General features: G+C 71.2%; 22 protein-coding genes. 10 read left to right on the plus strand and 12 right to left on the minus strand.

What is annotated here, in order from left to right; translation table 11 throughout:
- The coding region (locus tag ABD211_RS31600; RefSeq protein ID WP_344139893.1) for a lytic polysaccharide monooxygenase auxiliary activity family 9 protein at nt 1-756 on the minus strand (756 nt) is incomplete at its 3' end.
- Nucleotides 757-1188: 432 nt separating this feature from the next.
- A complete protein-coding gene (locus ABD211_RS31605) occupies nt 1189-3576 on the minus strand; it encodes a beta-xylosidase/alpha-l-arabinosidase (RefSeq protein ID WP_344139896.1) in 2388 nt (795 codons plus the stop codon).
- Between the two features lie 316 nt (nt 3577-3892).
- Here ABD211_RS31605 and ABD211_RS31610 point away from each other — a divergent pair, with 316 nt between their 5' ends.
- The 4 genes from ABD211_RS31610 to ABD211_RS31625 all read left to right on the plus strand — a co-directional run bounded on the left by ABD211_RS31610 (nt 3893) and on the right by ABD211_RS31625 (nt 8162).
- Nucleotides 3893-5197: an extracellular solute-binding protein gene (locus ABD211_RS31610; protein ID WP_344139899.1), complete on the plus strand. Its 1305-nt coding sequence runs from the start codon at nt 3893-3895 to the stop codon at nt 5195-5197.
- 119 nt (nt 5198-5316) lie between these two features.
- Nucleotides 5317-6186 carry a carbohydrate ABC transporter permease gene (locus tag ABD211_RS31615; RefSeq protein WP_344139902.1) on the plus strand — a complete coding sequence of 290 codons (870 nt, stop codon included), beginning with the start codon at nt 5317-5319 and terminating at the stop codon, nt 6184-6186.
- A complete protein-coding gene (locus ABD211_RS31620) occupies nt 6183-7031 on the plus strand; it encodes a carbohydrate ABC transporter permease (RefSeq protein ID WP_344139905.1) in 849 nt (282 codons plus the stop codon). The genes ABD211_RS31615 and ABD211_RS31620 overlap by 4 nt, the downstream gene beginning before the upstream one ends.
- 99 nt (nt 7032-7130) lie before the next feature.
- Nucleotides 7131-8162, plus strand: a complete 1032-nt coding sequence (locus tag ABD211_RS31625; RefSeq protein WP_344139908.1) for a LacI family DNA-binding transcriptional regulator — start codon at nt 7131-7133, stop codon at nt 8160-8162.
- Here ABD211_RS31625 and ABD211_RS31630 read toward each other — a convergent pair whose 3' ends face one another.
- Nucleotides 8163-8762: a zinc-binding dehydrogenase gene (locus ABD211_RS31630; protein WP_344139911.1), complete on the minus strand. Its 600-nt coding sequence runs from the start codon at nt 8760-8762 to the stop codon at nt 8163-8165. It abuts the gene before it with no gap.
- A 302-nt stretch (nt 8763-9064) separates the two neighbouring features.
- Between ABD211_RS31630 and ABD211_RS31635 the strand changes: the two genes are divergently transcribed.
- Together ABD211_RS31635 and ABD211_RS31640 are read left to right on the plus strand one after the other, a co-directional pair.
- Nucleotides 9065-10432 (plus strand): ferredoxin reductase family protein, encoded by a 1368-nt coding sequence (locus tag ABD211_RS31635; protein WP_344139914.1) that lies wholly within the window; start codon nt 9065-9067, stop codon nt 10430-10432.
- 99 nt (nt 10433-10531) lie between these two features.
- The gene (locus ABD211_RS31640; RefSeq protein WP_344139917.1) at nt 10532-10720 is read left to right on the plus strand and encodes a hypothetical protein; all 189 of its coding nucleotides are present in this window, start codon (nt 10532-10534) and stop codon (nt 10718-10720) included.
- 8 nt (nt 10721-10728) lie between these two features.
- Here ABD211_RS31640 and ABD211_RS31645 read toward each other — a convergent pair whose 3' ends face one another.
- The 5 genes from ABD211_RS31645 to ABD211_RS31665 all read right to left on the minus strand — a co-directional run bounded on the left by ABD211_RS31645 (nt 10729) and on the right by ABD211_RS31665 (nt 14557).
- On the minus strand, nt 10729-11157 hold the full coding sequence (locus ABD211_RS31645) for a GNAT family N-acetyltransferase (RefSeq protein WP_344139920.1): 429 nt from the start codon (nt 11155-11157) through the stop codon (nt 10729-10731).
- A gap of 9 nt (nt 11158-11166) precedes the next feature.
- Nucleotides 11167-12096, minus strand: coding sequence for a sulfotransferase (locus ABD211_RS31650; protein WP_344139923.1), 930 nt, complete (start codon nt 12094-12096; stop codon nt 11167-11169).
- An 88-nt stretch (nt 12097-12184) separates the two neighbouring features.
- On the minus strand, nt 12185-12520 hold the full coding sequence (locus ABD211_RS31655; RefSeq protein WP_425560574.1) for a GlsB/YeaQ/YmgE family stress response membrane protein: 336 nt from the start codon (nt 12518-12520) through the stop codon (nt 12185-12187).
- 139 nt (nt 12521-12659) lie between these two features.
- Nucleotides 12660-13850 carry a DNA polymerase IV gene (gene dinB / locus ABD211_RS31660; protein WP_344139980.1) on the minus strand — a complete coding sequence of 397 codons (1191 nt, stop codon included), beginning with the start codon at nt 13848-13850 and terminating at the stop codon, nt 12660-12662.
- 32 nt (nt 13851-13882) lie between these two features.
- Nucleotides 13883-14557: a UdgX family uracil-DNA binding protein gene (locus tag ABD211_RS31665; RefSeq protein ID WP_344139928.1), complete on the minus strand. Its 675-nt coding sequence runs from the start codon at nt 14555-14557 to the stop codon at nt 13883-13885.
- Between the two features lie 97 nt (nt 14558-14654).
- On the opposite strand from ABD211_RS31665, the gene ABD211_RS31670 reads away from it, so the two are divergent.
- The gene (locus ABD211_RS31670) at nt 14655-15320 is read left to right on the plus strand and encodes a DUF6766 family protein (protein ID WP_344139931.1); all 666 of its coding nucleotides are present in this window, start codon (nt 14655-14657) and stop codon (nt 15318-15320) included.
- Nucleotides 15321-15330: 10 nt separating this feature from the next.
- On the opposite strand, the gene ABD211_RS31675 is transcribed toward ABD211_RS31670, so the two are convergent.
- Entirely contained in the window at nt 15331-15918 is a 588-nt protein-coding gene (locus ABD211_RS31675; protein WP_344139935.1) for a TMEM165/GDT1 family protein, read from the minus strand.
- 512 nt (nt 15919-16430) lie between these two features.
- Here ABD211_RS31675 and ABD211_RS31680 point away from each other — a divergent pair.
- Nucleotides 16431-17915 (plus strand): M20/M25/M40 family metallo-hydrolase, encoded by a 1485-nt coding sequence (locus ABD211_RS31680; RefSeq protein ID WP_344139983.1) that lies wholly within the window; start codon nt 16431-16433, stop codon nt 17913-17915.
- Nucleotides 17916-17954: 39 nt separating this feature from the next.
- Here the strand turns inward: ABD211_RS31680 and ABD211_RS31685 are convergent, their stop codons facing one another.
- Nucleotides 17955-18848, minus strand: a complete 894-nt coding sequence (locus ABD211_RS31685; RefSeq protein WP_344139937.1) for a hypothetical protein — start codon at nt 18846-18848, stop codon at nt 17955-17957.
- An 86-nt stretch (nt 18849-18934) separates the two neighbouring features.
- Between ABD211_RS31685 and ABD211_RS31690 the strand changes: the two genes are divergently transcribed.
- Nucleotides 18935-19321, plus strand: a complete 387-nt coding sequence (locus ABD211_RS31690; protein WP_344139986.1) for a helix-turn-helix transcriptional regulator — start codon at nt 18935-18937, stop codon at nt 19319-19321.
- Nucleotides 19322-19330: 9 nt separating this feature from the next.
- A complete protein-coding gene (locus ABD211_RS31695; RefSeq protein ID WP_344139940.1) occupies nt 19331-19744 on the plus strand; it encodes a VOC family protein in 414 nt (137 codons plus the stop codon).
- On the opposite strand, the gene ABD211_RS31700 is transcribed toward ABD211_RS31695, so the two are convergent.
- Both ABD211_RS31700 and metK read right to left on the minus strand, forming a co-directional pair.
- On the minus strand, nt 19723-20493 hold the full coding sequence (locus ABD211_RS31700; RefSeq protein ID WP_344139943.1) for a class I SAM-dependent methyltransferase: 771 nt from the start codon (nt 20491-20493) through the stop codon (nt 19723-19725). The genes ABD211_RS31695 and ABD211_RS31700 overlap by 22 nt on opposite strands.
- A 173-nt stretch (nt 20494-20666) precedes the next feature.
- Nucleotides 20667-21857, minus strand: a complete 1191-nt coding sequence (gene metK, locus ABD211_RS31705) for a methionine adenosyltransferase (protein WP_344139989.1) — start codon at nt 21855-21857, stop codon at nt 20667-20669.
- Nucleotides 21858-21865: the final 8 nt, after the last annotated feature.

The raw sequence follows: 21865 nt of genomic DNA on the forward strand, positions 1-21865 counted from the left end.
CGCCGAGGACGGGGCCCGCGTGGTCGGCGCGGCCGACGTGGGGCCGGAGCCGGTGCCGATGCCGGTGACCTGACCGTTGCCGCCGTCGAAGACGACGTCCGAGCAGCCGAAGAAGTTCTCGGCGCTGTCCGAACGCACCCAGCGGGAGTAGATGATGTGCTGGCCGCTCTTGCCGGACGGCAGGTTGCCCGACCAGTAGTAGTGGCCGTCGTTGGTGCCGACCGCGCCCTGCGCCGGCGGGTTGGTAACCGTCAGGAACGGCTGAGACTCCAGGTCACTCCACTTGAGCGGGGAGTTGGGGTTGAAGCCGTCCCTGGTGACGTACATGTACCAGGTGCCCGGGTGGGCCGCCCAGTTGCTGTACCACCAGTTGAAGTTCGCGCCGGCCGTGAGGTGCGTGAGCGGCCAGTCCGACCGCGCCGCGTCGTAGGCGGCGAAGGTCGGGTTCCCGCCGCTGCACAGGTTCCCGTCGGCGATGTACCCCGTCGTGCGGCCGGCGGCGTCGCCGCGCAGCACGCCGAACCAGTTGTAGAGCGGGGTGGTGCCGCCCGCCGCCACCGCCGCGGCGCACGCGGGGTTCTTGGGCTGGATGTCGCCCTGCTGGGTGAGCCCGTCGAGCCAGCAGTTGTAGGTACGCGAACCTGGCTTCATCATCGCTCCGTGCGCGAGCGCGCCGGACGGCGTCAACACCGTCACGATGGCGGTCGCGAGAAGCGCTGCGGCCGAGAAGACCGCGAGCCGCTGTCTGATCCGCATCAGACTCTCCTTCCTTGCCGGACCGCCGTCGGGACGGGACAGTCCGTGGTCTCTTCGTGCGAAGGTCGTTATCGCGGTCGCGCTCCGTTCCTCGGCGGCCAGCCGGCGCGGCGCGGGTGGAAATGGTGGATGAGGTGCCGGACGTCCGGCAGGTACGGCCGTACGTCGCCGCCGCATCGGCTCCCAGGCTGGGGCGGGCGCCGGGTGTCCCCGCCCGAGAGACCGCCACGGCAGGTTCACATTGCAGCACCGACAACGTTGATAGAGCAATAAACATGAGTCGATCGCGCGTTCCAGCAGGTGCGACAGGCGAAACTTTCACCTGCGTGACGCGACAGTGACGCATCCCTCACCACCAGTGGCGAGCAGGAAAAACAACAAGGACAGGGCCGGTCGGAAGCCGACCGGCCCTGTCCTTGCCGCCGCGCGGTGCTACGGCGAGACGGTGACGCCGGGGCGCAGCGCCCGGCGGTGATCGACGGCGCGCAGCGGACCCGTCAGCCGCGCCGCGACGGTGTGCCGCACGTCGGTGCTCGACGCGGCCAGCCGCAGCTCCACGTCGCCGGGCTCGACGACGCGCCGACTGTCGAGGCCGGTGAACGCGCACAGGTCCGCGGGGACGGTGAAGGTGACCCGCCGCTCCTGGCCGGCCTCCAGCGCCACCCGGGCGTACCCGATGAGGCGGATGACCGGGCGGGTCACCTGGGCGACCGCGTCGTGCAGGTAGAGCTGGACGACCTCGGCGCCGGCCCGGTCGCCCGCGTTGCGCACGGTGACCGACACGGACACGCTGCCGTCGGTCGGCCAGTCGAGCCGCTCACCCTGGTCCTCGGCCGACCATTCAAACGAGGTGTACGACAGCCCGTGCCCGAACGCGTACGCGGGCGTGGGGTCGACGGAGCTGACGTTCGACTTGTGGCTGAGCTCGGGGCCGAGGTAGGTGACCGACGAGTGCGGCGACGCCGGCACGCTGACCGGCAGTCGCCCGGACGGGTTGACGGCACCGGTGAGGACCCGGGCCACGGCCGGGCCGCCCTCCTCGCCCGGGAAGAAGGCCTGCACGCTCGCGGCGAGCCGGTCGGCGTACGCCCCGAGCGCGTAGGGGCGTCCCGCGAGCAGGACCAGCACCACCGGCGTACCCGTGGCCAGAAGTTCTTCGAGAAGCTCGCCCTGGAGGCCGGGGAGGGCCAGGTCGGGGGCGTCGCAGCCCTCGCCCGAGGTGCCCATCCCGAACAGGGCGGACCGGTCGCCGAGGACCGCGACGACCACATCGGCGTCGCGCGCCGCGGCGACCGCGGCGGCGAAGCCCGACCGGTCGTCGGTGTCCACGCCGCAGCCGGGCGCGTGGGTCACCGTCACGTCCGCGTCGGTCAACGCCGACAACAGCGTGGGTACGGGCACGCCGGCCGGGTACGTCGGGTGCTGGTTCGCCACGTGGCGGGGGAACGTGTAGCAGCCGAGCATCGCGTCGGACGTGTCGGCCTGCGGCCCGACGAGCGCCACCCGGGCGCCCGGCCGCAGCGGCAGCGCTCCGTCGTTGGCGAGCAGCACGACCGACTCCTCGGCGAGCGTGCGGGCCAGGGCCCTGTCGGCCGGCGGGTCGAGGTCGACGACCGGCGCGTGGTCGTCGACCTCGAGCACCGGGATCGGCGACCAGTCCGGGTCGAGCAGGCCGATCTCGGCCTTCTGCAGCAGCACCCGGGTCGCCGCGCGGTCGACGAGCGACTCGGCCACGTCCCCACGTTGAATCGCTTCGATGAGGGGCCCGCCGAAGCAGCGGATCGAGGGCAGTTCCACGTCCACGCCGGCGGCCAGCGCGAGGCCGGCGGCCCGGCCGCGGTCGTCGGTGAGGTGGTGGAGCATCTCCAGGAAGCTGACCCCGAAGTAGTCGGCGACCACGGTGCCCTCGAAGCCCCAGGTGTCGCGCAGCAGCGTGGTGAGCAGCTCGGTGTGCGCGGCCGCCGGCACGCCGTCGATCTCGGCGTAGGAGTGCATGACCGAGCGGGCGCCGCCCTCGCGCAGCGCCATCTCGAACGGCGGCAGGTACACGTCGGCGAGCTCGCGGGGCCCGGCGGAGACCGGCCCGAAGTTGCGCGCGCCGCGCGAGCCCGAGTACCCCGCGAAGTGCTTGAGGGTCGCGATGATCCCGGCGCGCTCCAGGCCCTTGACGTACGCGGTGCCGACGGTCGCCACGAGGTACGGATCCTCGCCGATGGTCTCCTCGGTGCGGCCCCAGCGCGCGTCGCGGGTGACGTCGAGGACCGGCGCGAGGCCCTGGTGCACGCCGAGCTGACGCATCTGCGCGCCGACGCGGTGCGCCATCTCCTCGACGAGGTCGGGGTCGAAGCTCGCGCCCCACGCCAGCGGCGTCGGGAAGACGGTGGCGCCCCAGCTCATGAAGCCCGTGAGGCACTCCTCGTGCACCACGGCGGGGATGCCGAAGCGGCCCGTCGACGTCACGTCGGCCTGCAGCCGGGCGAGCGCCTTGGCGCCGTCGAGCGGGTCGGTGGGCGCCGTGCCGAACGGCCGGGTGAACTGCCCGAGCCCGTCGCGGATGACGTCCGGCCACTCGTACGCGGACGGCGCCAGCTCGTGCTGGAACGGCACGACCTCGTCGCCGCTCCGGCTCACGCCGACCCACACCGAGTACAGCTGGGCCACCTTCTCCGCCAGCGTCATGCGCCCGAGCAGATCCGCGACCCGTTCGGCCGCCGGCAACGTGGTGTCACGCCACGGCGCCCCGCCGTCCGGCGAGGACGGGCCGAGGTCGGGTGCGGATGGAATGGTTTCCGCCGCCGACCGGCCGGCGCTTGCGCTCATCGTGGAGCCTCCTGATCATTGCGATCCGACAACTTCCGATACTTATCCAGAAAGTTTGCCGGCCCGCACGCGCTAAAGTCCGCCTCACGGTAGCGTCCGATGTCGAGATGCGATAGGTCTTGACCCAAGGTTCACGTGGCCGTAGCGTGCGCCACATCGATCGAATCTATCGAGGGCAACCCCGAAAGTTTCGCACTCACACCCCCGCCACACCCCTAGTCCCACCCGTTTCAGCGCTCAACACATCTGCACCGCCCCCGCCAATTACCGATAGGGCTGACGCCACCTGGCGCGGCCACCTCGAAAGGGACGGCACATGACCACCCCTCCGCACCTCACCCGTCGCACCCTTCTCGGTGCCGCCGGCCTCACCGCGGGCGCGCTCGCGCTCGCCGCCTGCGGTTCCGACGAGCCCGAAGCCCCCAAGGACGACAAGTCCCCGCAGACCATCAACTGGTGGCACATCCAGACCACCGAGCCCGGTCTGACCCAGTGGGCGACCATGGCCAAGGCATACCAGGCCGCGAACCCCAACGTGACGATCAACATCACGCCCCTGGAGAACGAGGCCTTCAAGGCGAAGCTCACCACGGCGACGCAGGCCGGCAACCCGCCGGACCTGTTCCAGTCGTGGGGCGGCGGCGTCCTCGCCCAGCAGGTCGAGGCCGGCCTGGTCAAGGACATCACCGAGGCGACCTCCTCGTGGAAGGGCGACCTGGTGCCCGCAGGGCTGCAGCCATACACGGTCGACGGGAAGCTCTACGGCATCCCGTGGGACATCGGCATGGTCGGCTTCTGGTACAACAAGGACCTGTTCGCCAAGGCCGGCATCTCAGCCCCGCCGAAGACCTGGGCGGAGTTCCTGACCGTCGTGCAGACGATCAAGGGCAAGGGCATCACCCCGCTCGCCCTGGCCGGCAAGGACAAGTGGCCGGGCCACTTCTACTGGGCGTACCTGGCCATGCGCACCGCCGGCCTGGACGCGCTCAAGGCCGCCGCCGCGAGCAAGGACTTCAACACCCCGGACTTCATCCAGGCCGGCGCGCACCTCAAGGCGCTCGTCGACCTGCAGCCGTTCCAGAAGGGCTTCCTCGCCGCGCAGTACGACAAGCCGGGTGGCCAGGCCGCGACCATGGGTAACGGCCAGGCCGCCATGGAGCTCATGGGCCAGTGGGCTCCCGTCACCCAGACGTCCTCGTCCGCGAGCGGCAAGGGCCTCGGCGACAAGCTGGGCTTCTTCACCTTCCCGGCCGTCGACGGCGGCAAGGGCGCGGCGACCGACGCGTTCGGCGGCGGCAACGGCTTCTCGATCGGCAAGAACGCCCCGCCGGCGACGGTGGACTTCCTGAAGTTCCTGCTCAACGTCGACAACCAGCGCACGGCCGCGGGCAACGGCACCCTGGTGACCAACACGGCCGCCGCCGACGCCATCAAGGACCCGAACGCCGCGACCGTGGCGTCCACCCTTGCCTCGGCGACGGGCTTCCAGCTCTACCTCGACCAGGCGTTCCCGCCGGCCGTCGGCCAGGAGGTCAACGACTCGGTGGCCGCGCTGATCGCCGGCCAGAGCACCCCCGAGAAGGTCGTCCAGAACATCACCCAGGTTGCGAAGTCCCAGTAGCGATGTCCGTCTCTGCAACAACCCCGTCCACCAGGACGACGCCTGAGCCGGAGGACCTTTCGGGTCCTCCGGCTCGCCGGCGGTCGCGTCTACGTGGCTACCTCATCATCACGGCGTTCATGGCGCCGGCGCTGGTGCTGTTCTGCCTCATGGTGCTGGCGCCGATCGTGATCGCGGCGTACGACAGCTTCTTCAAGTGGAACGGCTTCGGCGGGCACCCCACGGACTTCATCGGGTTCGACAACTTCAGGAGGTTGTTCAAGGACCCGGTGTTCCTGGACGACCTCAAGCACGGCGGCATCCTGATCGTGCTGTCGCTGGTGATCCAGCTGCCTCTGTCGCTGGGCCTGGCCATGCTGCTCAACCAGAAGCTGCGCGGTCGCGCCGTCTACCGGCTGCTGTTCTTCGCGCCGTACGTGCTGTCCGAGGTCATCACGGCCGTCCTGTTCAACCTGATCTTCGCGCCGGAGATCGGCCTGGCCGACTACCTCTTCGACGTGTTCGGCATCAACACGGACACGGCGTGGCTCGGTGACCCGAACATCGTGCTGTACCTGCTGTTCTTCGTGATCACGTGGAAGTACTTCGGGTTCCACATGATCCTGTACTTGGCGGCCCGCCAGGGCATCCCGCACGAGTTGCACGAGGCTGCGGCAACCGAGGGGGCGACCGCCTGGCAGATCTTCCGCAAGATCACGTTGCCGCTGCTCGGCCCGACGATCCGGATCAGCATCTTCCTGTCGGTCATCGGCACCCTGCAGCTGTTCGACCTGGTCTGGGTACTCACGGGCGGTGGGCCGATCCACGCGTCCGAGACCATGGCCGTGACGATGTTCCAGTTCGGCTTCAAGCGGTTCCAGGTGGGCTACGCCAGCGCGATCAGCATCGTCATGTTCATCTTCAGCCTGGTATTCGCCCTGCTGTACCAGCGGTTCGTCATGCGCCGCGACACCGAGGGAGCCATCACCGTGATGAGGGACTACCGATGAGCCAGGAGATGGTCGGTTCCAAGTCGCCCCTCAAATCGGTGGGGCTGCACATCGTCTCCATCTTCGTCGCGGCGATCATCGTCGTGCCGGTGATGTTCGGCGTGCTCGGCGGCTTCAAGACCAACGGACAGCTGTCGACGAACCCGCTGGGCCTGCCCAAGCCGTGGGTGTTCGACAACTACGCCGAGATCCTCGGGTCCCAGCACTTCTGGATCCCGATGATGAACAGCCTGATCGTGGGCCTCGGCACGGTGCTCCTGGTGGTCGGGACAGGCGCGGCGGCGTCGTACGTCTTCGCGCGGTTCGCGTTCAAGGGTCGGGAGTTCTTCTTCACCGTCTTCTCGGTAGGGCTGATGTTCCCGTTCGCAGTGGCGATCCTGCCGCTGTTCATCCTGCTGCGGGAGCTGAACCTACTCGACAACCCGCTCGGGGTGATCCTGCCGCAGGCCGCCTTCGGCCTGCCGATTACGATCATCGTTCTCCGGTCGTTCTTCCGGGCCATCCCGGTGGAGGTCGAGGAGGCCGCGACGCTCGACGGCTGCGGTCCGTGGGGGTTCTTCTGGCGCATCCTGCTGCCGATGGCCCGCCCGGCGCTCGCCACGGTCTCGGTCCTCGCGATCGTGGCCAGCTGGAACAACTTCATGCTCCCGCTGGTCGTGTTCACCGACCCGGACTGGTGGACGCTCCCCATTGGCGTACAGCAGTTCCAGAGCCAGTACGCCACGGACCTGGCGAAGATCCTGGCGTACGTGGTCATCGCGATGATCCCGGCACTGGCGTTCTACGCGGTGGCGGAGCGGCAGCTCATCGGCGGTCTCACGGCCTCCGACTCCAGCAAGGGCTGAGGTCGGGCCGAACGGGTACACCGGATCGAAAACTTTCGGGGTAGAGTTCGGATCAGGATCGGTCAAAGGCCGCCTGACCAGCAGGGCAATGGAGGAAATATGCCGGGAAAGGCCACCCGCGGCCGCCGCGCGACGATGGCGGAGATTGCCGCGGCGGCGGGCGTCTCGGTGCCGACCGTGTCCAAAGTGGTCAACGGTCGTCCCGACGTCGCCCCGGCCACCCGGCACACCATTGAGGAACTGCTGCGCACGCACGGCTACCGCCCGCCGCGGGGCCGCCAGAACAGCAACGTCGGCCTGATCGACCTCGTCTTCGTGGATCTCGGCAGCCCCTGGGCCATGGAGATCCTGGCGGGCGTCGAGGAGGTCGCCTACCGCGCGGGCTCGGCCGTCGTCGTCTCGGCGGTGCACGGCCGGCACCGCACCCGTCCCGACGAGCGGTGGCTGCAGAACCTTGCCGCCCGCCGCTCCGACGGCGTCCTGCTCGTCCTGTCCGAGCTGTCCCCGGGCCAGCAGGCCCGGCTGGAGGAGCTGGACGTGCCGGTGGTCATCGTCGACCCGGCCGGCACGCCCGCCCCCGGCATCCCAGCCGTCGGCGCCACCAACTGGGCCGGCGGCCTCGCGGCCACCGAGCACCTCCTCGGCCTCGGCCACCGCAGGGTCGCGGTCATCGGCGGCCCGACGGACGTGCTGTGCAGCCGCGCCCGCGTCGACGGCTACCGCGCCGCGATGGGCGCCGCCGGCGTCAGCGTGCCGCCCGGCTACGTCCGCTTCGGCGACTTCCTCAGCCCCACCGGCTACCGCGAGACGATGGCGCTGCTCGACCTGCCCGAACCGCCCACCGCCATCTTCGTCTGCGCCGACCAGATGGCGCTCGGGGCGTACGAGGCGCTCTACGAGCGCGGCATGCGGGTGCCCGACGACATGAGCATCGTCGGCTTCGACGACCTCGACGAGGCCCGCTGGGCGGTGCCGCCGCTCACCACGGTGCGCCAGCCGCTCACCGAGATGGCCGGCATGGCGACCCGCATGCTGTTCTCGCTCATCTCCGGCGAGGAGCTCGACACCACGCGGGTCGAGCTGGCCACGCCGCTCGTCGTCCGCGCGAGCACCGCGCGGCACGCCAGCTAGCTACGGCGCGAGGATCACCTTCCCGCGTACGCCGTGGGTCTCGGCCAGGCGGTGCGCCTCGGCCGCCTCGGCCAGCGGCAGGACGGCAGCCACCCGGGTGCGCAGTGCGCCCGCGGCGACGTCGGCCACCCGCCGACGCAGCAGGTCCCGGTCCGGGACGACGAGCACCAGTTCCTGGCGGACGCCCCGGGCGGGGTCGATCGGCTCCGTCGGACGGGTGGTGAGCAGCGTGCCGCCGTCGGCCACGGCGGGATGCGCGGGCGCGCCGACCGGCACGACATCGAGCACCACCGGCACCGGCCCGACGGTGGCCAGGTCGGCGTCGCGGGAGACCACCTCGGCGACGCCGAGGCCGGCCACCCAGTCCTCGTCGCCGCTCGTGGCGACGGCGACGACGCGGTGGCCGGCGGCGACCGCGAGCTGCGCGACGAAGCCGCCCACGCCCCCGCTCGCGCCGATGACGAGAACGGTCGTCGGCGCGGTCAGGTCGGCCACGGCGAGCACGCGCGACGCACTCTGCGCGTTGAGCGGGACCGTGGCGGCGCCCGCCGCGTCGAGCCCGTCGGGCAGCGGGACGACCCAGTCGACGTCGGCAGCCACGTACTCCGCATAGGAGCCTGTCCGTCGCCGGCCACGGGGTCGGGCACCTCGGTGAGTTGCAGGACCTCCGGGCCGCCGAGCCCGGTGACGACGACCGCCCGCATCCGCGCACCCCGTTCCCAACGAGCCTGGCGCCCAGCGAACCACACGCGGCGACGGGTAGTCCATACCCGCGTGACCGATAAGTCGGACTGTCCGGGCAACCCCCGCCGGCCACTGTCCGACTCCCGGCAGAGCCCGGGCCGGATGGACGATAGCGTCCGCACCGGACACTGCCGGAGGAGCCCGCAGAAAGGCACCCGTTGACGACGCTCGCACCCGCCCCGCTGCCGACCCGGTTCGCGCCGCCCGACCGGTGGGTGCGCCTCGCCGCGTACGCGGCGGCGGGCGGCAACCTCGCCGTGCTCACCTACTTCTGGGTCTCCCCCGGGCTGCGCGACCTTGTGCTGGACCGTGCCCTGGCCGTGATGTCCATCGGCCGCCTCGCCGGGCTGGCCGCCATCGCCCTGCTGCTGACCCAGGTCGTGCTCATGGCCCGGATCCCGTGGCTGGAACGCGCCTTCGGGCAGGACACGTTCGCCCGCTGGCACCGCTGGGTGGGCTTCACCTCGTTCCACCTGCTGCTGGTGCACATCCTCGCCACGTGGGTCGGCTACTCGTGGGAGATGAGACACCACGGATACCTGGACGAGCTGTGGCGCATCGTCTGGACGCTGCCCGGCATGCTGCTGGCCGTGGCCGGGACGGCGCTGATCACGCTCGTCGTCGGGATCTCGCTGCGGGCCGCCCGGCGCCGGCTGCGCTACGAGCTGTGGCACCTGCTGCACCTGTATGCCTACGTGGGCATCGGCCTGCTCATGCCGCACATCCTGTGGAACGGCACCGAGTTCCTCGGCCAGACGTGGGGCACGCGCTACCTGTGGGCGGTCTACCTCCTGGCCGCCGGCAGCGTGCTGGCTTTCCGGGTGGCGCTGCCGCTGCTGCGCTCCCGGCGGCACCGGTTGACCGTCACCGAGGTGCGACCCGAGGGCCCCGGCGTCGTGTCGGTCCACATGCGCGGGCGCGACCTGGACCGGCTGCCGCTGCGCGCCGGGCACTTCCTGCAGTGGCGGTTCCTCGGCGGGCGCGGCTGGACCCGGTCCCACCCGTACTCGCTGTCGGCGGCGCCGCGCCCCGACGCCCTGCGGATCACTGTGAAGGACGTCGGCGACGGGCTCGCCCACCTGCGCCCCGGCGCCCGGGTGCTGTTCGAGGGGCCGTACGGCCGGCTCACCGGCGCGGTCCGGCAGCGGCGGAAGGTCGCGCTGTTCGCGGCCGGGATCGGCATCACCCCGCTGCGGGCCCTGCTGGAGGAGCTGGACTACGCCCCCGGCGAGGCGGTGCTCGTCTACCGGGCCAGCACCGAGGCCGACCTGGTGCTCCGCGACGAGCTCGCGGCGCTCGCCGACGAGCGCGGCGTGCGGATCCACCTTCTCGTCGGCGGCCGCGGCCCGGCCGGCGACTGGCGGCCCGCCGGTGCGGACGTGACGCTCACCGACCTGGTCCCCGACCCGGCCGACCATGACTTCTACGTGTGCGGCCCGCCCGCCTGGATCCGGGCGGTGCTGGTCGCGGCCCGTCGGGCCGGCGTGTCCCGCGCCCAGCTGCACAGCGAGCGCTTCTCCTGGTGAAAGCGGTCCTTCCGGCGGGTACCGGGCGTGCGAACACGTCCCGCCGGGTACCGGTCGGCGGGACGATGGATGTCGACGGCACACCAGGAGGGCAGCACGATGAGCACTGAAGTGAACGAGCCCAACGAGTACGGCTTCTCGGGCGAAGGCACGACACCCGAGCCCGAACCGGACCAGGAGGACCAGCTGCACGCCGAGGCCGAGGCGATCGCGGTGCCGAGCGACGACCTGACCGATCCCCTCAGCAACGCCCTGCTGGACCTCACCGGCGCGGACGACGAGGAATAGATAGGGTTTCAGCGCAGCGGCTTGACCCACCGCGCCCACTCGGCCTGCGGCATGTAGCCGGCCGCGCGCCAGGCCGCGTGTGCCGAGGTGTTGTCCGTGAGCACCATCGCGTCGACCCGGCCGGCCCCGGCCGCGACGAACCGTTCCTCCGCCGCGGTGATCAACGCCCGGCCGATGCCCTCCCGACGTCGGTCGGGCGCCACCGCGAGCCGGTAGATGTGGCACCGCCACCCGTCCCAGCCGGCCACGATCGAGCCCACGACCCGGTCGTCCGTGTCGACGGCGAGCACCAGCGCGTCCGGGTCGCGGGCGATGAGGCGCTCGACGGCCTCGGCGGTGTCGGTCGGCCGGTGGGCGTCCTCGGCGGCGGACGCCCAGAACTCCAGCACGGCCGCGACATCACTGCTGGTGGCGGGGCGGAACACAAGATCGGACATGCTCCGACTCTAGCCAGGCACCCCTGCCGGCGCGCCCGCGCGGTCGACCCGGACCGGGTAGCCGTAGCGGTGCAGCAGCGGCATGGCCAGCGCGGTGACCGCGCGGGCCGAAGGGCCGGGCAGCTCGCCACGCCACGCCTCGTCAGCGCGCAGCTCGACCAGCCCGGCGCGGAACCGGGACGGGTTGCCGGAGACGGTGTGGTTGCCACCGAGTCGCACCCGGTGCGGCTCCTCGAACGGGTCGGAGGCCGGCGACATTCCGGCCAGCGCCAGCATCAGGCCGATGACGTCGGCGGGCGCGGCGGCGAAGTCCTCGTAGCGCACCCGCAGGTACCGGGCCTCGAAGGCGCGGGCGGCGCGCTCCACGAGGAGGTTCCAGAACACCCAGTGACTGGTGCTGTCGACCGGCCCGTGGGTGCGCATGAGCGCCGGTCGGGGCAGGTCGAGCTGCCTGGTGGGCCGCTGCCACGAGTACGCCACGGCGCGTGGGTCGCGCACCACGTGCAGCAGGTAGCCGGTGACGCCGGGCATCGAGGCGAGCAGCGCGGCGCCGGAGGGCACCTTGGACGAGTCGATGATGAGGCGGGCGCCGGTGACCTCGGCGATCGCCCGGTAGAGCCGGGCCGTCACGTCGCTCAGCGGGTGCGGGCGCTGCAGCAGCCGCGACGTGTGCCGGGCCCGGGCGACCTCGCGCTGCCAGACGACCATCTGCCTGGGGTCCGGCGGGTTGTCGCCGTACGCGACGCGCAGCACCTCGCGCCACAGGGCGCAGGCGCGTACGGGCTCACCGCAGCCGCACCTGCGGCCGTTGATGAGCCCACGCTGCCAGAGGTGGAACAGTTCCCCCGCGCTGAAGACGCCGTCGTGCGCGCCGAGGACGTTGTCGATGATCGTGGTGCCGCTGCGACCCCACCCGCCGATGTACATCACGCTCGTCACGTGCAACAGGGTGGGGTCGGCGCGTCAAGACAGCGTTAACCGTCCCTTTACATCCGCTGGCAGGTGCCTGCGAATCGGCTGCCGATCATCAGTCGCTGCGGCGGGCCCGCTTGCGCGGGCGCCGGGCGGGCCGGTCGTTGTCGGCCAGTCGGGTGTGCGTCAGCAACTGGGCGAGGGCGACGCCCACGACGGCGAACCCGACCTGGATGCCGAGCTTCGCCCAGCTCCACGAAAGGCTGCCGATGCTCATCATGCCGTCGTCGTGCACATTGAACGCCCGGGCGACGAGGCCGCCGAGCAGCGCGGCGCCGAAGCCGATGAGACCGGTGCTGAAGAGCCCGATGCTCTGCTTGCCGGGCAGGGTCAGCCTGCCGAGCAACCCGATGAGCGCGCCCAGGAGGATCGCCGTCAGTACGTCCTTCACCTGCATGCTGTGGCCCTTCCACGCCTACCATGATCTAGCGGCCTCCGAGCGTAGTGGACGTCCCCAAATCGGGCCATCCCACGTTGGGACACCCCTACGCGGGGGATTGTCCACTCACGACCTGTTCGTCGCGCGCCTGTCAGTCCGGGAGCATGGGCATGACCAGGCCGGGGTCGTCGCGGAGCAGGCCGGCCCGGTTGATCGCGGTCGTGCCGAACCGGTCGCGGACCGCGTCGACGGTGGCGTCGAGGGCCACCGGCGGATGCCCGTCGAGCGGCAGTTCCAGCTGCACGCCGCCGTGCTGGTCGAAGTTGCTGACCGAGATCCCCACCAGGGTGATGCCGCGCTCCGCGATGAGCGGCTGCGCGGCCGCGAGCAGCCCGCGCACCGCCCCGAGAATGGCCTGCGTGCCGTCGGTCGCGCGGGGCAGGGTCCGCGACCGGGTCGCCCTTGAAAGATCATCAAAACGCAGCCTGAGTACGACGGTCCGCCCGACGCGCCCCGCCTTGCGCATCCGGCGGGTGACCCGGTCGACCAGCGCGACCGCGGCGGCGTCGATGGCCTCGGGCGAGTGCGGCCGCCAGCCCAGCGCGCGCTGGGCGCCGATCGACCCGCGGCGCCTGCCCACCTGGACCCGCCGGTGGTCCTGGTTGTGGGCCAGCGCGTGCAGCTGCCGGCCGGCGGCCTCGCCGACGATCGACACGAGCGCCGCCTCGCCCAGCCGGGCGACGTGGCCCACGGTGGTGATCCGCAGCTCGCGCAGCTTGCCGGAGGTGACCGGGCCGACGCCCCAGAGCAGCTCGACCGGCAGCGGGTGCAGGAACCCCAGCTCGTCGTCGGGCGGCACGAGAAGCAGCCCGTCGGGCTTGGCGACCCGGCTGGCGACCTTGGCGAGGAACTTGGTGCGGGCCACCCCGACGGTGATCGGCAGGCCGACCCGCTCGCGCACCTCGTGGCGCAACCGCTCGGCGATCCCGACCGGTGGCCCGGCGATGCGACGCAGGCCCGAGACGTCGAGGAACGCCTCGTCGATCGAGATGCCCTCGACGACCGGGGTGGTGTCCCGGAACACCTCGAAGACGGCACGGCTCGCCGCGACGTACTCGGAGAACCGGGGTTGGACGACGACGGCGTCGGGACACAGGCGCAGCGCCTGCCGCCCGCCCATGGCGGTGCGGACCCCGCGCGCCTTCGCCTCGTAGCTGCACGCGAGCACGACGCCGCCGCCGACGATCACCGGCCGCCCCCGCAGCCGCGGATGATCACGCTGCTCGACGGACGCGTAGAAAGCGTCCAGGTCAGCATGCAAGATCGCGGCGTCCACGAACATATGTTCGAACATCTGGCGCCATCACGCAAGCGCTACGCGGCCGCCTTCGCCGCCACGGCCAGGTCGGCCGCGAACGCCTGGTAGGCGGCCTGGCGGTCGTCCGAGCGCAGCACCGCGGACGGGTGCACGGTGGCGAGGAACAGCGCGGGCGGGTCCAGCTCCGGGAAGTCCCCGGGATGCTGCGCGCTGGCCGGCCACGGCAGAAGTTCCCCGCGCGAACGGGTGACCCGGAACGCCGGGCCCACGAGCGCGCCCGCGGCGGTCGCGCCGAGCGCCACCACCACGCGCGGGCGCAGCAGCGCGAACTCGGCGACGAGCCACGGCCGGCACGCCACGATCTGCACCCGGTCGGGTTTGTCGTGGATGCGCCGCTTGCCGCGCGGCGACTCGTGGAACCGGAAGTGCTTGACCGCGTTGGTGAGGTAGGCCGCCCCCCGGCCCACGCCCGCCTCGTCCAGCGCCCGGGTCAGCAGGTTGCCCGCCGGGCCGACGAACGGCTCGCCCTCCCGGTCCTCCACGTCCCCGGGCTGCTCCCCCACGAGCACGAGAGCGGCGTCCGCCGCCCCGACCGAGAAGACCACCTGGGTGGCGTTCCGGTACAGGTCACACCCCCGGCAGCCGTGGGCCGCCTCGCGAAGATCATCGAGGTCCGCCCGGGCGGGCACGAACTCCCCCGCCCCCGGCGCGTCCGTCCGGCTGGTGGTCACGACGGCCCCTTACCCGGCTCATCCGGCCCTAACCGCACCGGTTCACCGGCGCGGTGGCCGGGTAGGTAGCGGTCGCACGACCACTCCGGGGGTCCAGATGAACATGAAGACGTTCGCCAGGCTCAACGCGCTCTCGCTGGTGATGTTCGGGGCCTTTCTCGTCTTCGCCGTGCTGCAGGCCGTGTTCGGCTGGCAGGTCCGCAACGAGCAGCTGGTGGCGGCGGGGCTGCCGGCCGACGGCTTCTGGCACTACCTCGGCACCGGCCATTTCGGCGAGGCGCTGTTCGAGAACTGGGAGTCCGAGTTCCTCCAGATGGGCTCGTACATCCTGTTGACGGCGTACCTCGTGCAGCGCGGCTCGTCGGAGTCGAAGCCGCCCGACCAGCGCGACCGGCCCGAGGACCTGCCCGAGCACGCCACGGTCGACTCACCGCTCTGGTCCCGCGCGCACGGCGCCGCCCAGGTGATCTACCGCAACAGCCTGTCCATCGTGCTGTTCGCGTTCTTCGCCCTGGCCTTCGTCGCGCACCTGCTCACGGGCACGGCGAGCTACAACGAGGAGCAGGCCCTCGAGAGCGGCGCGCCGCCCATAACCGCGCTGCGGTTCCTGGTCACGCCGGACTTCTGGTTCCAGTCCATGCAGAACTGGCAGAGCGAGTTTCTCGCGGTCGGCTGCCTCGTGGTGCTCAGCATCGTGCTGCGCCAGCACGGGTCGCCGGAGTCCAAACCGGTGACGGCGCCACACCGACAGACGGGCGAATAGCGGCCAGGCGTCACGCGAGCTCGGCGATCGCCTCCACGATCAGCCAGAGACCGAAGATCGCGAAGAGCGCGGCAGCGCCGTACCTGATGGCCTTTTCCGGCAGTCGACGGCCGAGCAGGCGGCCCACGCCGATGGCGAGCGCGTCCGCCGCGACCATGCCGACGGTCGAGCCGATCCACGTGCCGAACCAGCCGTGCTGGGTGGCGAGCGTGATCGTGGCGAGCATCGTCTTGTCGCCCAGCTCGGCGAGGAAGAACGCGCCGCCGACGGCGAGCAGCGCCGAGCCCCTGCTGCGCTGCGCCTTGGACTTCTCCTCCTCGGTGAGGGAGTCGCCGCGCAGCGTCCAGGCCGCGAAGATGAGGAACGCCAGGCCGGCGATGAGGCTGACCGGGCCGGTGGGGATCGTGGCGCCGAGCCAGACGCCGGCGCCCACCGACACGAGGTGCACGAGCGCGGTCGCGATGGTGATGCCCGTGATCACCGTGAGCGCCCGGAACCGGGTCGCGAACGTCATCGCCATGAGCTGCGACTTGTCACCCAGCTCCGCCACGAAGATCACGCCGAAGCTGACCGCGAGCGCGGTCCAGAAGCCGTCCATGAATGCCTTGTCCTCCCGGGGTGTGGTCACCGGGTTCGGACGCGCGAGAGCCTCGACCCGGCATTCCTGCCTGAGTCGAAGGTCTCGCTCACCCCGCCGACCACCGGTCGGCGAGGTCGGGCGGCCGGGCGCGGGATCACGCCAGTATGTCGACCGCCACGTTGGGAGCTACTCCCCTTCGCGCTGACCAGGCTACCGGCAGGAACCCCGCACCACCTAGATCAAGTGACCAACGCCTCCCGTTCAAGCGGTCCGCGCCAGTCTGAAGATCGCGTCTCGTGTTCCAGAGCGCAGCCCAGCCACACCCCTGCACACACAAATCAGAGATCTTGACGCCCCGAACCCCCGCCATGATCGCCACCTGGATGAGACACCGCGGCCGGCGCCGTCCGGCGTACTCACAAGGGTTTTCTCTATATTCACAGTAGTCAACGCGATGCCTATCGTGACGGGCAGCCGACAACCCCCGGCGCAACCCACCACAGAGGAGCATGGCGTTGAGACATCCCTCGATCCTGCGCAGCCTGGCGGCCATCACCCTGACCGCCGTTGCGACCCTGGTCGTACCCGCGACCGCCACCGCCGCACCGGCGCTCGCCGCGCTGGCCATCCCAGACGTGTCGCTCGCCAACCAGAAAGCGCACATGCAGCAGTTCCAGAGCATCGCGACGGCCAACGGCGGCACCCGGCGCTCCACCACCGCCGGCTACACGGCGTCGGTCAACTACGTGGTCAACCAGCTGACGGCCGCCGGCTACACGGTCGTGCGGCAGACCTGCGCCTCCGGCTGCACCTCCGGCGCCGGCCCGAACGTGATCGCCGACTGGCCCGGCGGTGACACGAACAACGTCTACATGTTCGGCGCGCACCTCGACAGCGTGTCGGCCGGCCCGGGCATCAACGACAACGCGTCCGGCACAGCCACCGTCCTCGAACTCGCCCTCACCCTCGCCAGGACCAACCCGACGCTGCGCAACCACGTCCGGTTCGGCTTCTGGACCGACGAGGAGCAGGGGCTCAACGGCTCGGAGTACTACGCCAACAGCCTGTCCAGCGCCGACCGCTCCAGAATCAAGGGCTACTTCAACTTCGACATGGTGGGCTCCATCAACGGCGGTTACTTCATCAACCGCATCACGTCGAGCATCGGCCTGGTCCTGAAGGCGTACTACGACTCGATCGGCGTGCCGACCGAGGAGAACACCGAGGGCGCCGGCCGCTCCGACGACGCCTCGTTCAACGCCATCGGCGTGCAGACCTCCGGCGTCGCCGCCGGCGCCTCGCGGGTCAAGACGTCCTCGCAGGTCAGCAAGTGGGGCGGTACGGCCACCGCGTTCGACCCCTGCTACCACCGCGCGTGCGACACCTACCCGGGCAACGTCTCCGACACCGTGGTCAACCGGTCCGGCGACGCGGCCGCGTACGCCCTCTGGACGCTCGCCACCGGCACCCCCGCCACGGTCGTCTGGTCGGACACGTTCGAGGCCGCCACGGGCTGGACCACCAACGCCAGCGGCACGGACACCGCGACCACCGGCGCGTGGGAGCGCGCCAACCCGGCGGACACCACGTCCAGCGGCGCCAAGCAGCTCGGCACCACCGTCTCCGGCTCGTACGACCTGTCCACCGGCCCGCTCGCCGGGTCCGCGGCCGGCGACCACGACATCGACGGCGGCACGACCTCGGTCCGCTCGCCCGCGATCACCCTGCCGGGCAGCGGCACCCTGAACCTGAACCTGTCGTGGTACCTGGCACACGGGTCCAACAGCTCGACGGCCGACTTCCTCCGCGTCTCGATCGTGCACAGCGGCGGTACGACGGCCCTGTTCACCCAGGCGGGGGCCGCGGCCAACCGCAACGGCTCCTGGGCGCAGGGCTCGTGGAGCGTCTCCGCGTACGCGGGGCAGTCCGTCCGGATCCTCATCGAGGCGGCCGACGCCTCCGGCGCCAGCCTCGTCGAGGCCGGCGTGGACGACGTCACCATCACCCAGTCCTGACCCGATCGCGGCTGGTGCGCTCCGGCGCACCAGCCGCGTTCACGAGCTCTCCCGGCGGCTCGCCCGCCAGCCGGCATAGGCCAGATACAGGCGCCGGGCGCCGATCCAGCTCAGCGGCAGCACGAGCATCCGCCAGCCCTCGTCGCCACCGAACCCGACGAGGCCGCTGACGGCCAGCAGGACCACGCCGAGGACGACCCGCTGCACGGTCGTCCGGACCGACGCCGGCTCGACGGGCTCGCGGATCCCGCGCAGCGGCGTGGGCAGGCCCTCCCGCAGACGGTCGAGCTCCTCGCGGGTGCCGATCGCGGCGCGGCGGTCCGGCTCGGCCGCGTACGTGGCGATCGCCTTCGCCACGAGGTCCGGGTCGACGCCCTCGAAGACGACCACGTCGCGCACCGAGATCCAACCGGTCGTGGTCACCAGGTGGGGTCGGACGTACGCCAGCTTGATCTGCCACCACGCGTCGCCACGACCCGGCTGCGTGATCCCGAGCGCCGCCCAGGGGATCGTCATCGTGCCGGCCGACTTGGCGGCCTCGATCCCGTCCGGGCGCAGCGTCAGGCCCGTGCCGCACCACAAGGTCCGCCAGTGCCCGACAAGCAGTCCGCCGAAGATCAACACACCGAGGGCGGAGACCCAGCCCTCCCTGATCCCCGCCAGGAAGATCACCAGGAACTGCAGCGCCGCCAGGCCCAGGAGCAGACCGTTGGCATACACCGGGGTACGGAAGGCGGGGGGCCGCTCGTCGATGAGAAAGGTCGCCGGTGGCCGGCCGTTCCGTCGCCAGGCCGCCACGATCCCGAAGATGAACAGGAGCACGACGACCCCGAAGCCACCGAGATACACCGGCACCGGCCACCAGATGCTCACGATCAACTCGACGACGGCGACGAGGAGCCCACCGGCGATGATGATCTGGCGCCGGTTCACACTCCGACTCTACGGCGCGCCGGGCGTGCGATGCTGGTCTTGTGACGCCTGAGGAACTGGTCTACCTGCGCAGAGCCCGCGACCTGATGGACCGGGAGTACACGCGCCCGCTCGACGTGCCGGCGATGGCGCGGGCGGCGCTGATGTCCCCCGCGCACTTCTCGCGTCAGTTCCGCGCGGCGTACGGGGAGACGCCCTACAGCTACCTGATGACCCGCCGGATCGAGCGGGCCAAGGCGCTGCTGCGCCGGGGCGACCTGAGCGTGACCGAGGTCTGCATGGCGGTCGGGTGCACCTCGCTCGGCTCGTTCAGCTCCCGCTTCACCGAGCTGGTCGGCGAGAGCCCGAGCGCCTACCGGGCCCGCGACCACGCGGCGCTCGCGCCCGTCCCGGCCTGCTGGGCCAAGGTCATCACCCGGCCGGTCCGGCGGCCGAGCACGAACGAGGAAGCGCAGGTCGGTCGCACCGCCTAGCGTGAGGGCATGAACCTGTCGCTGCAGCACACCTTTCTCGAAGTGGACGACCACGAGGCCGCGCTGGCCTTCTACCGCGACGCGCTCGGCCTTGAGGTCCGCAACGACGTCGACACCGAGTACGGCCGCTGGGTGACCGTCGGTCCCGCCGACCAGCCGGAGCTGGGCATCGTCCTGCAGTCCGTCGGCGTCGGCCGGCCGCCGGAGGACGCGCGGAACCTGCGTTCGCTGCTGGCCAAGGGGTCGCTGTCCGGGCTGGTCTTCACCACCGACAACGTGGACGACCTGTTCGAGCGGATCCGCGAGTCCGGCGCCGAGGTGATGCAGGAGCCGATCGACATGCCGTACGGCGTGCGCGACTGCGCGTTCCGCGACCCGGCCGGCAACATGGTCCGCTTCGCTCAGGCGGTGACCTCGAGGTAGATGGACTCGTCGTTGCGCATCACCTGGTCGAGGTTGGCGACGTCGGGCCGCGCGCCCTCCCGGAAGGCGCGCACGACGATGGCCCCGGGGTCGAACCCGGCCTCGGTCAGGGCGTGCCGCAACTCCTCCAGGTCGTAGATCCACCGGTGGCCGTACACATAGAAGAGCTGGTTGAACATGAACGCGCCGCGCGCCGGCATGTCCGGCGCGATGCCCCGCAGGGCGAGCCCCATCCGGCGGCGGTGCCTGCCGAAGAACTTGTCGCCGTTGACGTAGCTCTCCGCGTACACCCGCAGGTCCGGGGTGGTCAGGCGGAGCAGTCCGCCGGGCGCGAGGACGCGACGCACCTCGGCGAGCCAGGCGATGCCGACGGTCAGCGACACGTGCTCGATGAGGTGCTCGGCGTACACCCAGTCCACGGCCCCGTCGGCGAACGGCAACGGCTCCGAGATGTCCATCTCGGCGAAGTACGCGGTGCCGTCGACCCGGTAGATGCCGCCCCGCCGCGTCGTCGCGTCGTCGGTGTGCGGCCCCACCAGGTCGCTGCCCAGGCCCTCGGGGTGCTCGGTCCTGAAGGCGGCGAACTCGACGCCGCTGATGCCCAGCTCCGCCAGCAACTGGCGGGTGAACACCGGCGCCTCGGCGACCAGTTCGAGCTTCTCGCAGCGGGCGAGATCGGCGGTGAAGGAGTCGACCGTCGTCGACAGCTCCTGCGGGTCTTCCCAGTTCCAACGCGGGCCCTCCGCCATCGCACACCCTCCAAGCCGTGACCGTCATCTATGCGCGCACAGCGTCACAGCTTCCGCCGACCACCACAACGGCCGAACGGCGAACATCGATGACCACCGAAAGGTGGCTTGCCATCGGGCGTCGCGGCGGGACGGGCGTGCGGCGGGCAGGCACGCGCCGCACGCCCGTTCGCCTACCCGATCACGGACTTGAGGTCCTCCGCGCGGTCGGTACGTTCCCAGCTCAGGTCCGGCAGGTCGCGCCCGAAATGGCCGTACGCCGCGGTCTGCCGGTAGATCGGCCGGAGCAGGCCCAGATCCCGGATGAGCGCGGCGGGGCGCAGGTCGAAGACCTGCCTGATCGCTCGCTCGATCTCGTCCACGGGGGCCTTCTCGGTGCCGAAGGTCTCCACGAACAGGCTCACCGGGTGGGCCATGCCGATCGCGTACGCGACCTGCACCTCGCAGCGCTCCGCCAGCCCGGCCGCGACGACGTTCTTCGCCACCCACCGCATCGCGTACGCGCCGGACCGGTCGACCTTCGACGGGTCCTTGCCGGAGAACGCGCCGCCGCCGTGCCTGGCGTACCCGCCGTACGAGTCCACAATGATCTTCCGGCCGGTCAGCCCGGCGTCGCCCATCGGGCCACCGATCTCGAACCGGCCGGTCGGGTTCACCAGCAGCCGGTACCCGTCCGAGGCGAGGTCGAGCTCCGCCAGCTCCGGTTCCACCACCTGTTCCCGCACGTCCGGGGTGAGCAGGGTCTCCAGCGAGACGTCGCCGGCGTGCTGGCTGGAGACCACCACCGTGTTCAGCCGAACCGGGCGCAGGCCGTCGTACTCGACGGTGACCTGGGTCTTGCCGTCCGGCCGCAGGTAGGGCATCGCGCCCTCCTTGCGGACGGAGGAGAGCCGGCGGGCCAGCCGGTGGGCCAGGGCGATCGGCAGCGGCATCAGCTCCGGCGTCTCGGAGCAGGCGAACCCGAACATCATGCCCTGGTCACCCGCGCCCTGGACGTCGAACTCGCTCGCCGAGCCCTCCGCCCGCAGCTCGATCGCGCTGTCCACGCCCCGGGCGATGTCCGGCGACTGCGAGCCGATCGAGACGCTCACCCCGCAGGACGCCCCGTCGAAGCCCTTCGTCGACGAGTCGTACCCGATGTCGAGGATGGTCTCCCGGACGATGGTCGGGATGTCCACGTACGCCGTGGTGGTCACCTCGCCGGCGACGTGCACCTGCCCGGTGGTGATCAGCGTCTCCACCGCCACCCGGCTGCGTGGATCCTGGGCCAGCAGCGCGTCGAGGATGGCGTCGCTGATCTGGTCAGCGATCTTGTCCGGGTGGCCCTCGGTGACCGACTCGGAGGTAAACAAACGTCGCACTATGTCGCCTT

This window comes from Luedemannella flava, from assembly GCF_039528515.1.
In the GTDB taxonomy this organism is placed as follows: domain Bacteria; phylum Actinomycetota; class Actinomycetes; order Mycobacteriales; family Micromonosporaceae; genus Luedemannella; species Luedemannella flava.

Coding starts and splice junctions, on each gene's coding strand:
- ABD211_RS31640 (WP_344139917.1), top strand. CDS start 10,532: ATGAGCACTGAAGTGAACGAGCCCAACGAGTACGGCTTCTCGGGCGAA.
- ABD211_RS31610 (WP_344139899.1), top strand. CDS start 3,893: ATGACCACCCCTCCGCACCTCACCCGTCGCACCCTTCTCGGTGCCGCC.
- ABD211_RS31670 (WP_344139931.1), top strand. CDS start 14,655: ATGAACATGAAGACGTTCGCCAGGCTCAACGCGCTCTCGCTGGTGATG.
- ABD211_RS31605 (WP_344139896.1), bottom strand. CDS start 3,576: ATGAGCGCAAGCGCCGGCCGGTCGGCGGCGGAAACCATTCCATCCGCA.
- ABD211_RS31690 (WP_344139986.1), top strand. CDS start 18,935: ATGGACCGGGAGTACACGCGCCCGCTCGACGTGCCGGCGATGGCGCGG.
- dinB (WP_344139980.1), bottom strand. CDS start 13,850: ATGTTCGTGGACGCCGCGATCTTGCATGCTGACCTGGACGCTTTCTAC.
- ABD211_RS31620 (WP_344139905.1), top strand. CDS start 6,183: ATGAGCCAGGAGATGGTCGGTTCCAAGTCGCCCCTCAAATCGGTGGGG.
- ABD211_RS31615 (WP_344139902.1), top strand. CDS start 5,317: ATGGCGCCGGCGCTGGTGCTGTTCTGCCTCATGGTGCTGGCGCCGATC.
- ABD211_RS31675 (WP_344139935.1), bottom strand. CDS start 15,918: ATGGACGGCTTCTGGACCGCGCTCGCGGTCAGCTTCGGCGTGATCTTC.
- ABD211_RS31700 (WP_344139943.1), bottom strand. CDS start 20,493: ATGGCGGAGGGCCCGCGTTGGAACTGGGAAGACCCGCAGGAGCTGTCG.
- ABD211_RS31625 (WP_344139908.1), top strand. CDS start 7,131: ATGCCGGGAAAGGCCACCCGCGGCCGCCGCGCGACGATGGCGGAGATT.
- ABD211_RS31645 (WP_344139920.1), bottom strand. CDS start 11,157: ATGTCCGATCTTGTGTTCCGCCCCGCCACCAGCAGTGATGTCGCGGCC.
- ABD211_RS31695 (WP_344139940.1), top strand. CDS start 19,331: ATGAACCTGTCGCTGCAGCACACCTTTCTCGAAGTGGACGACCACGAG.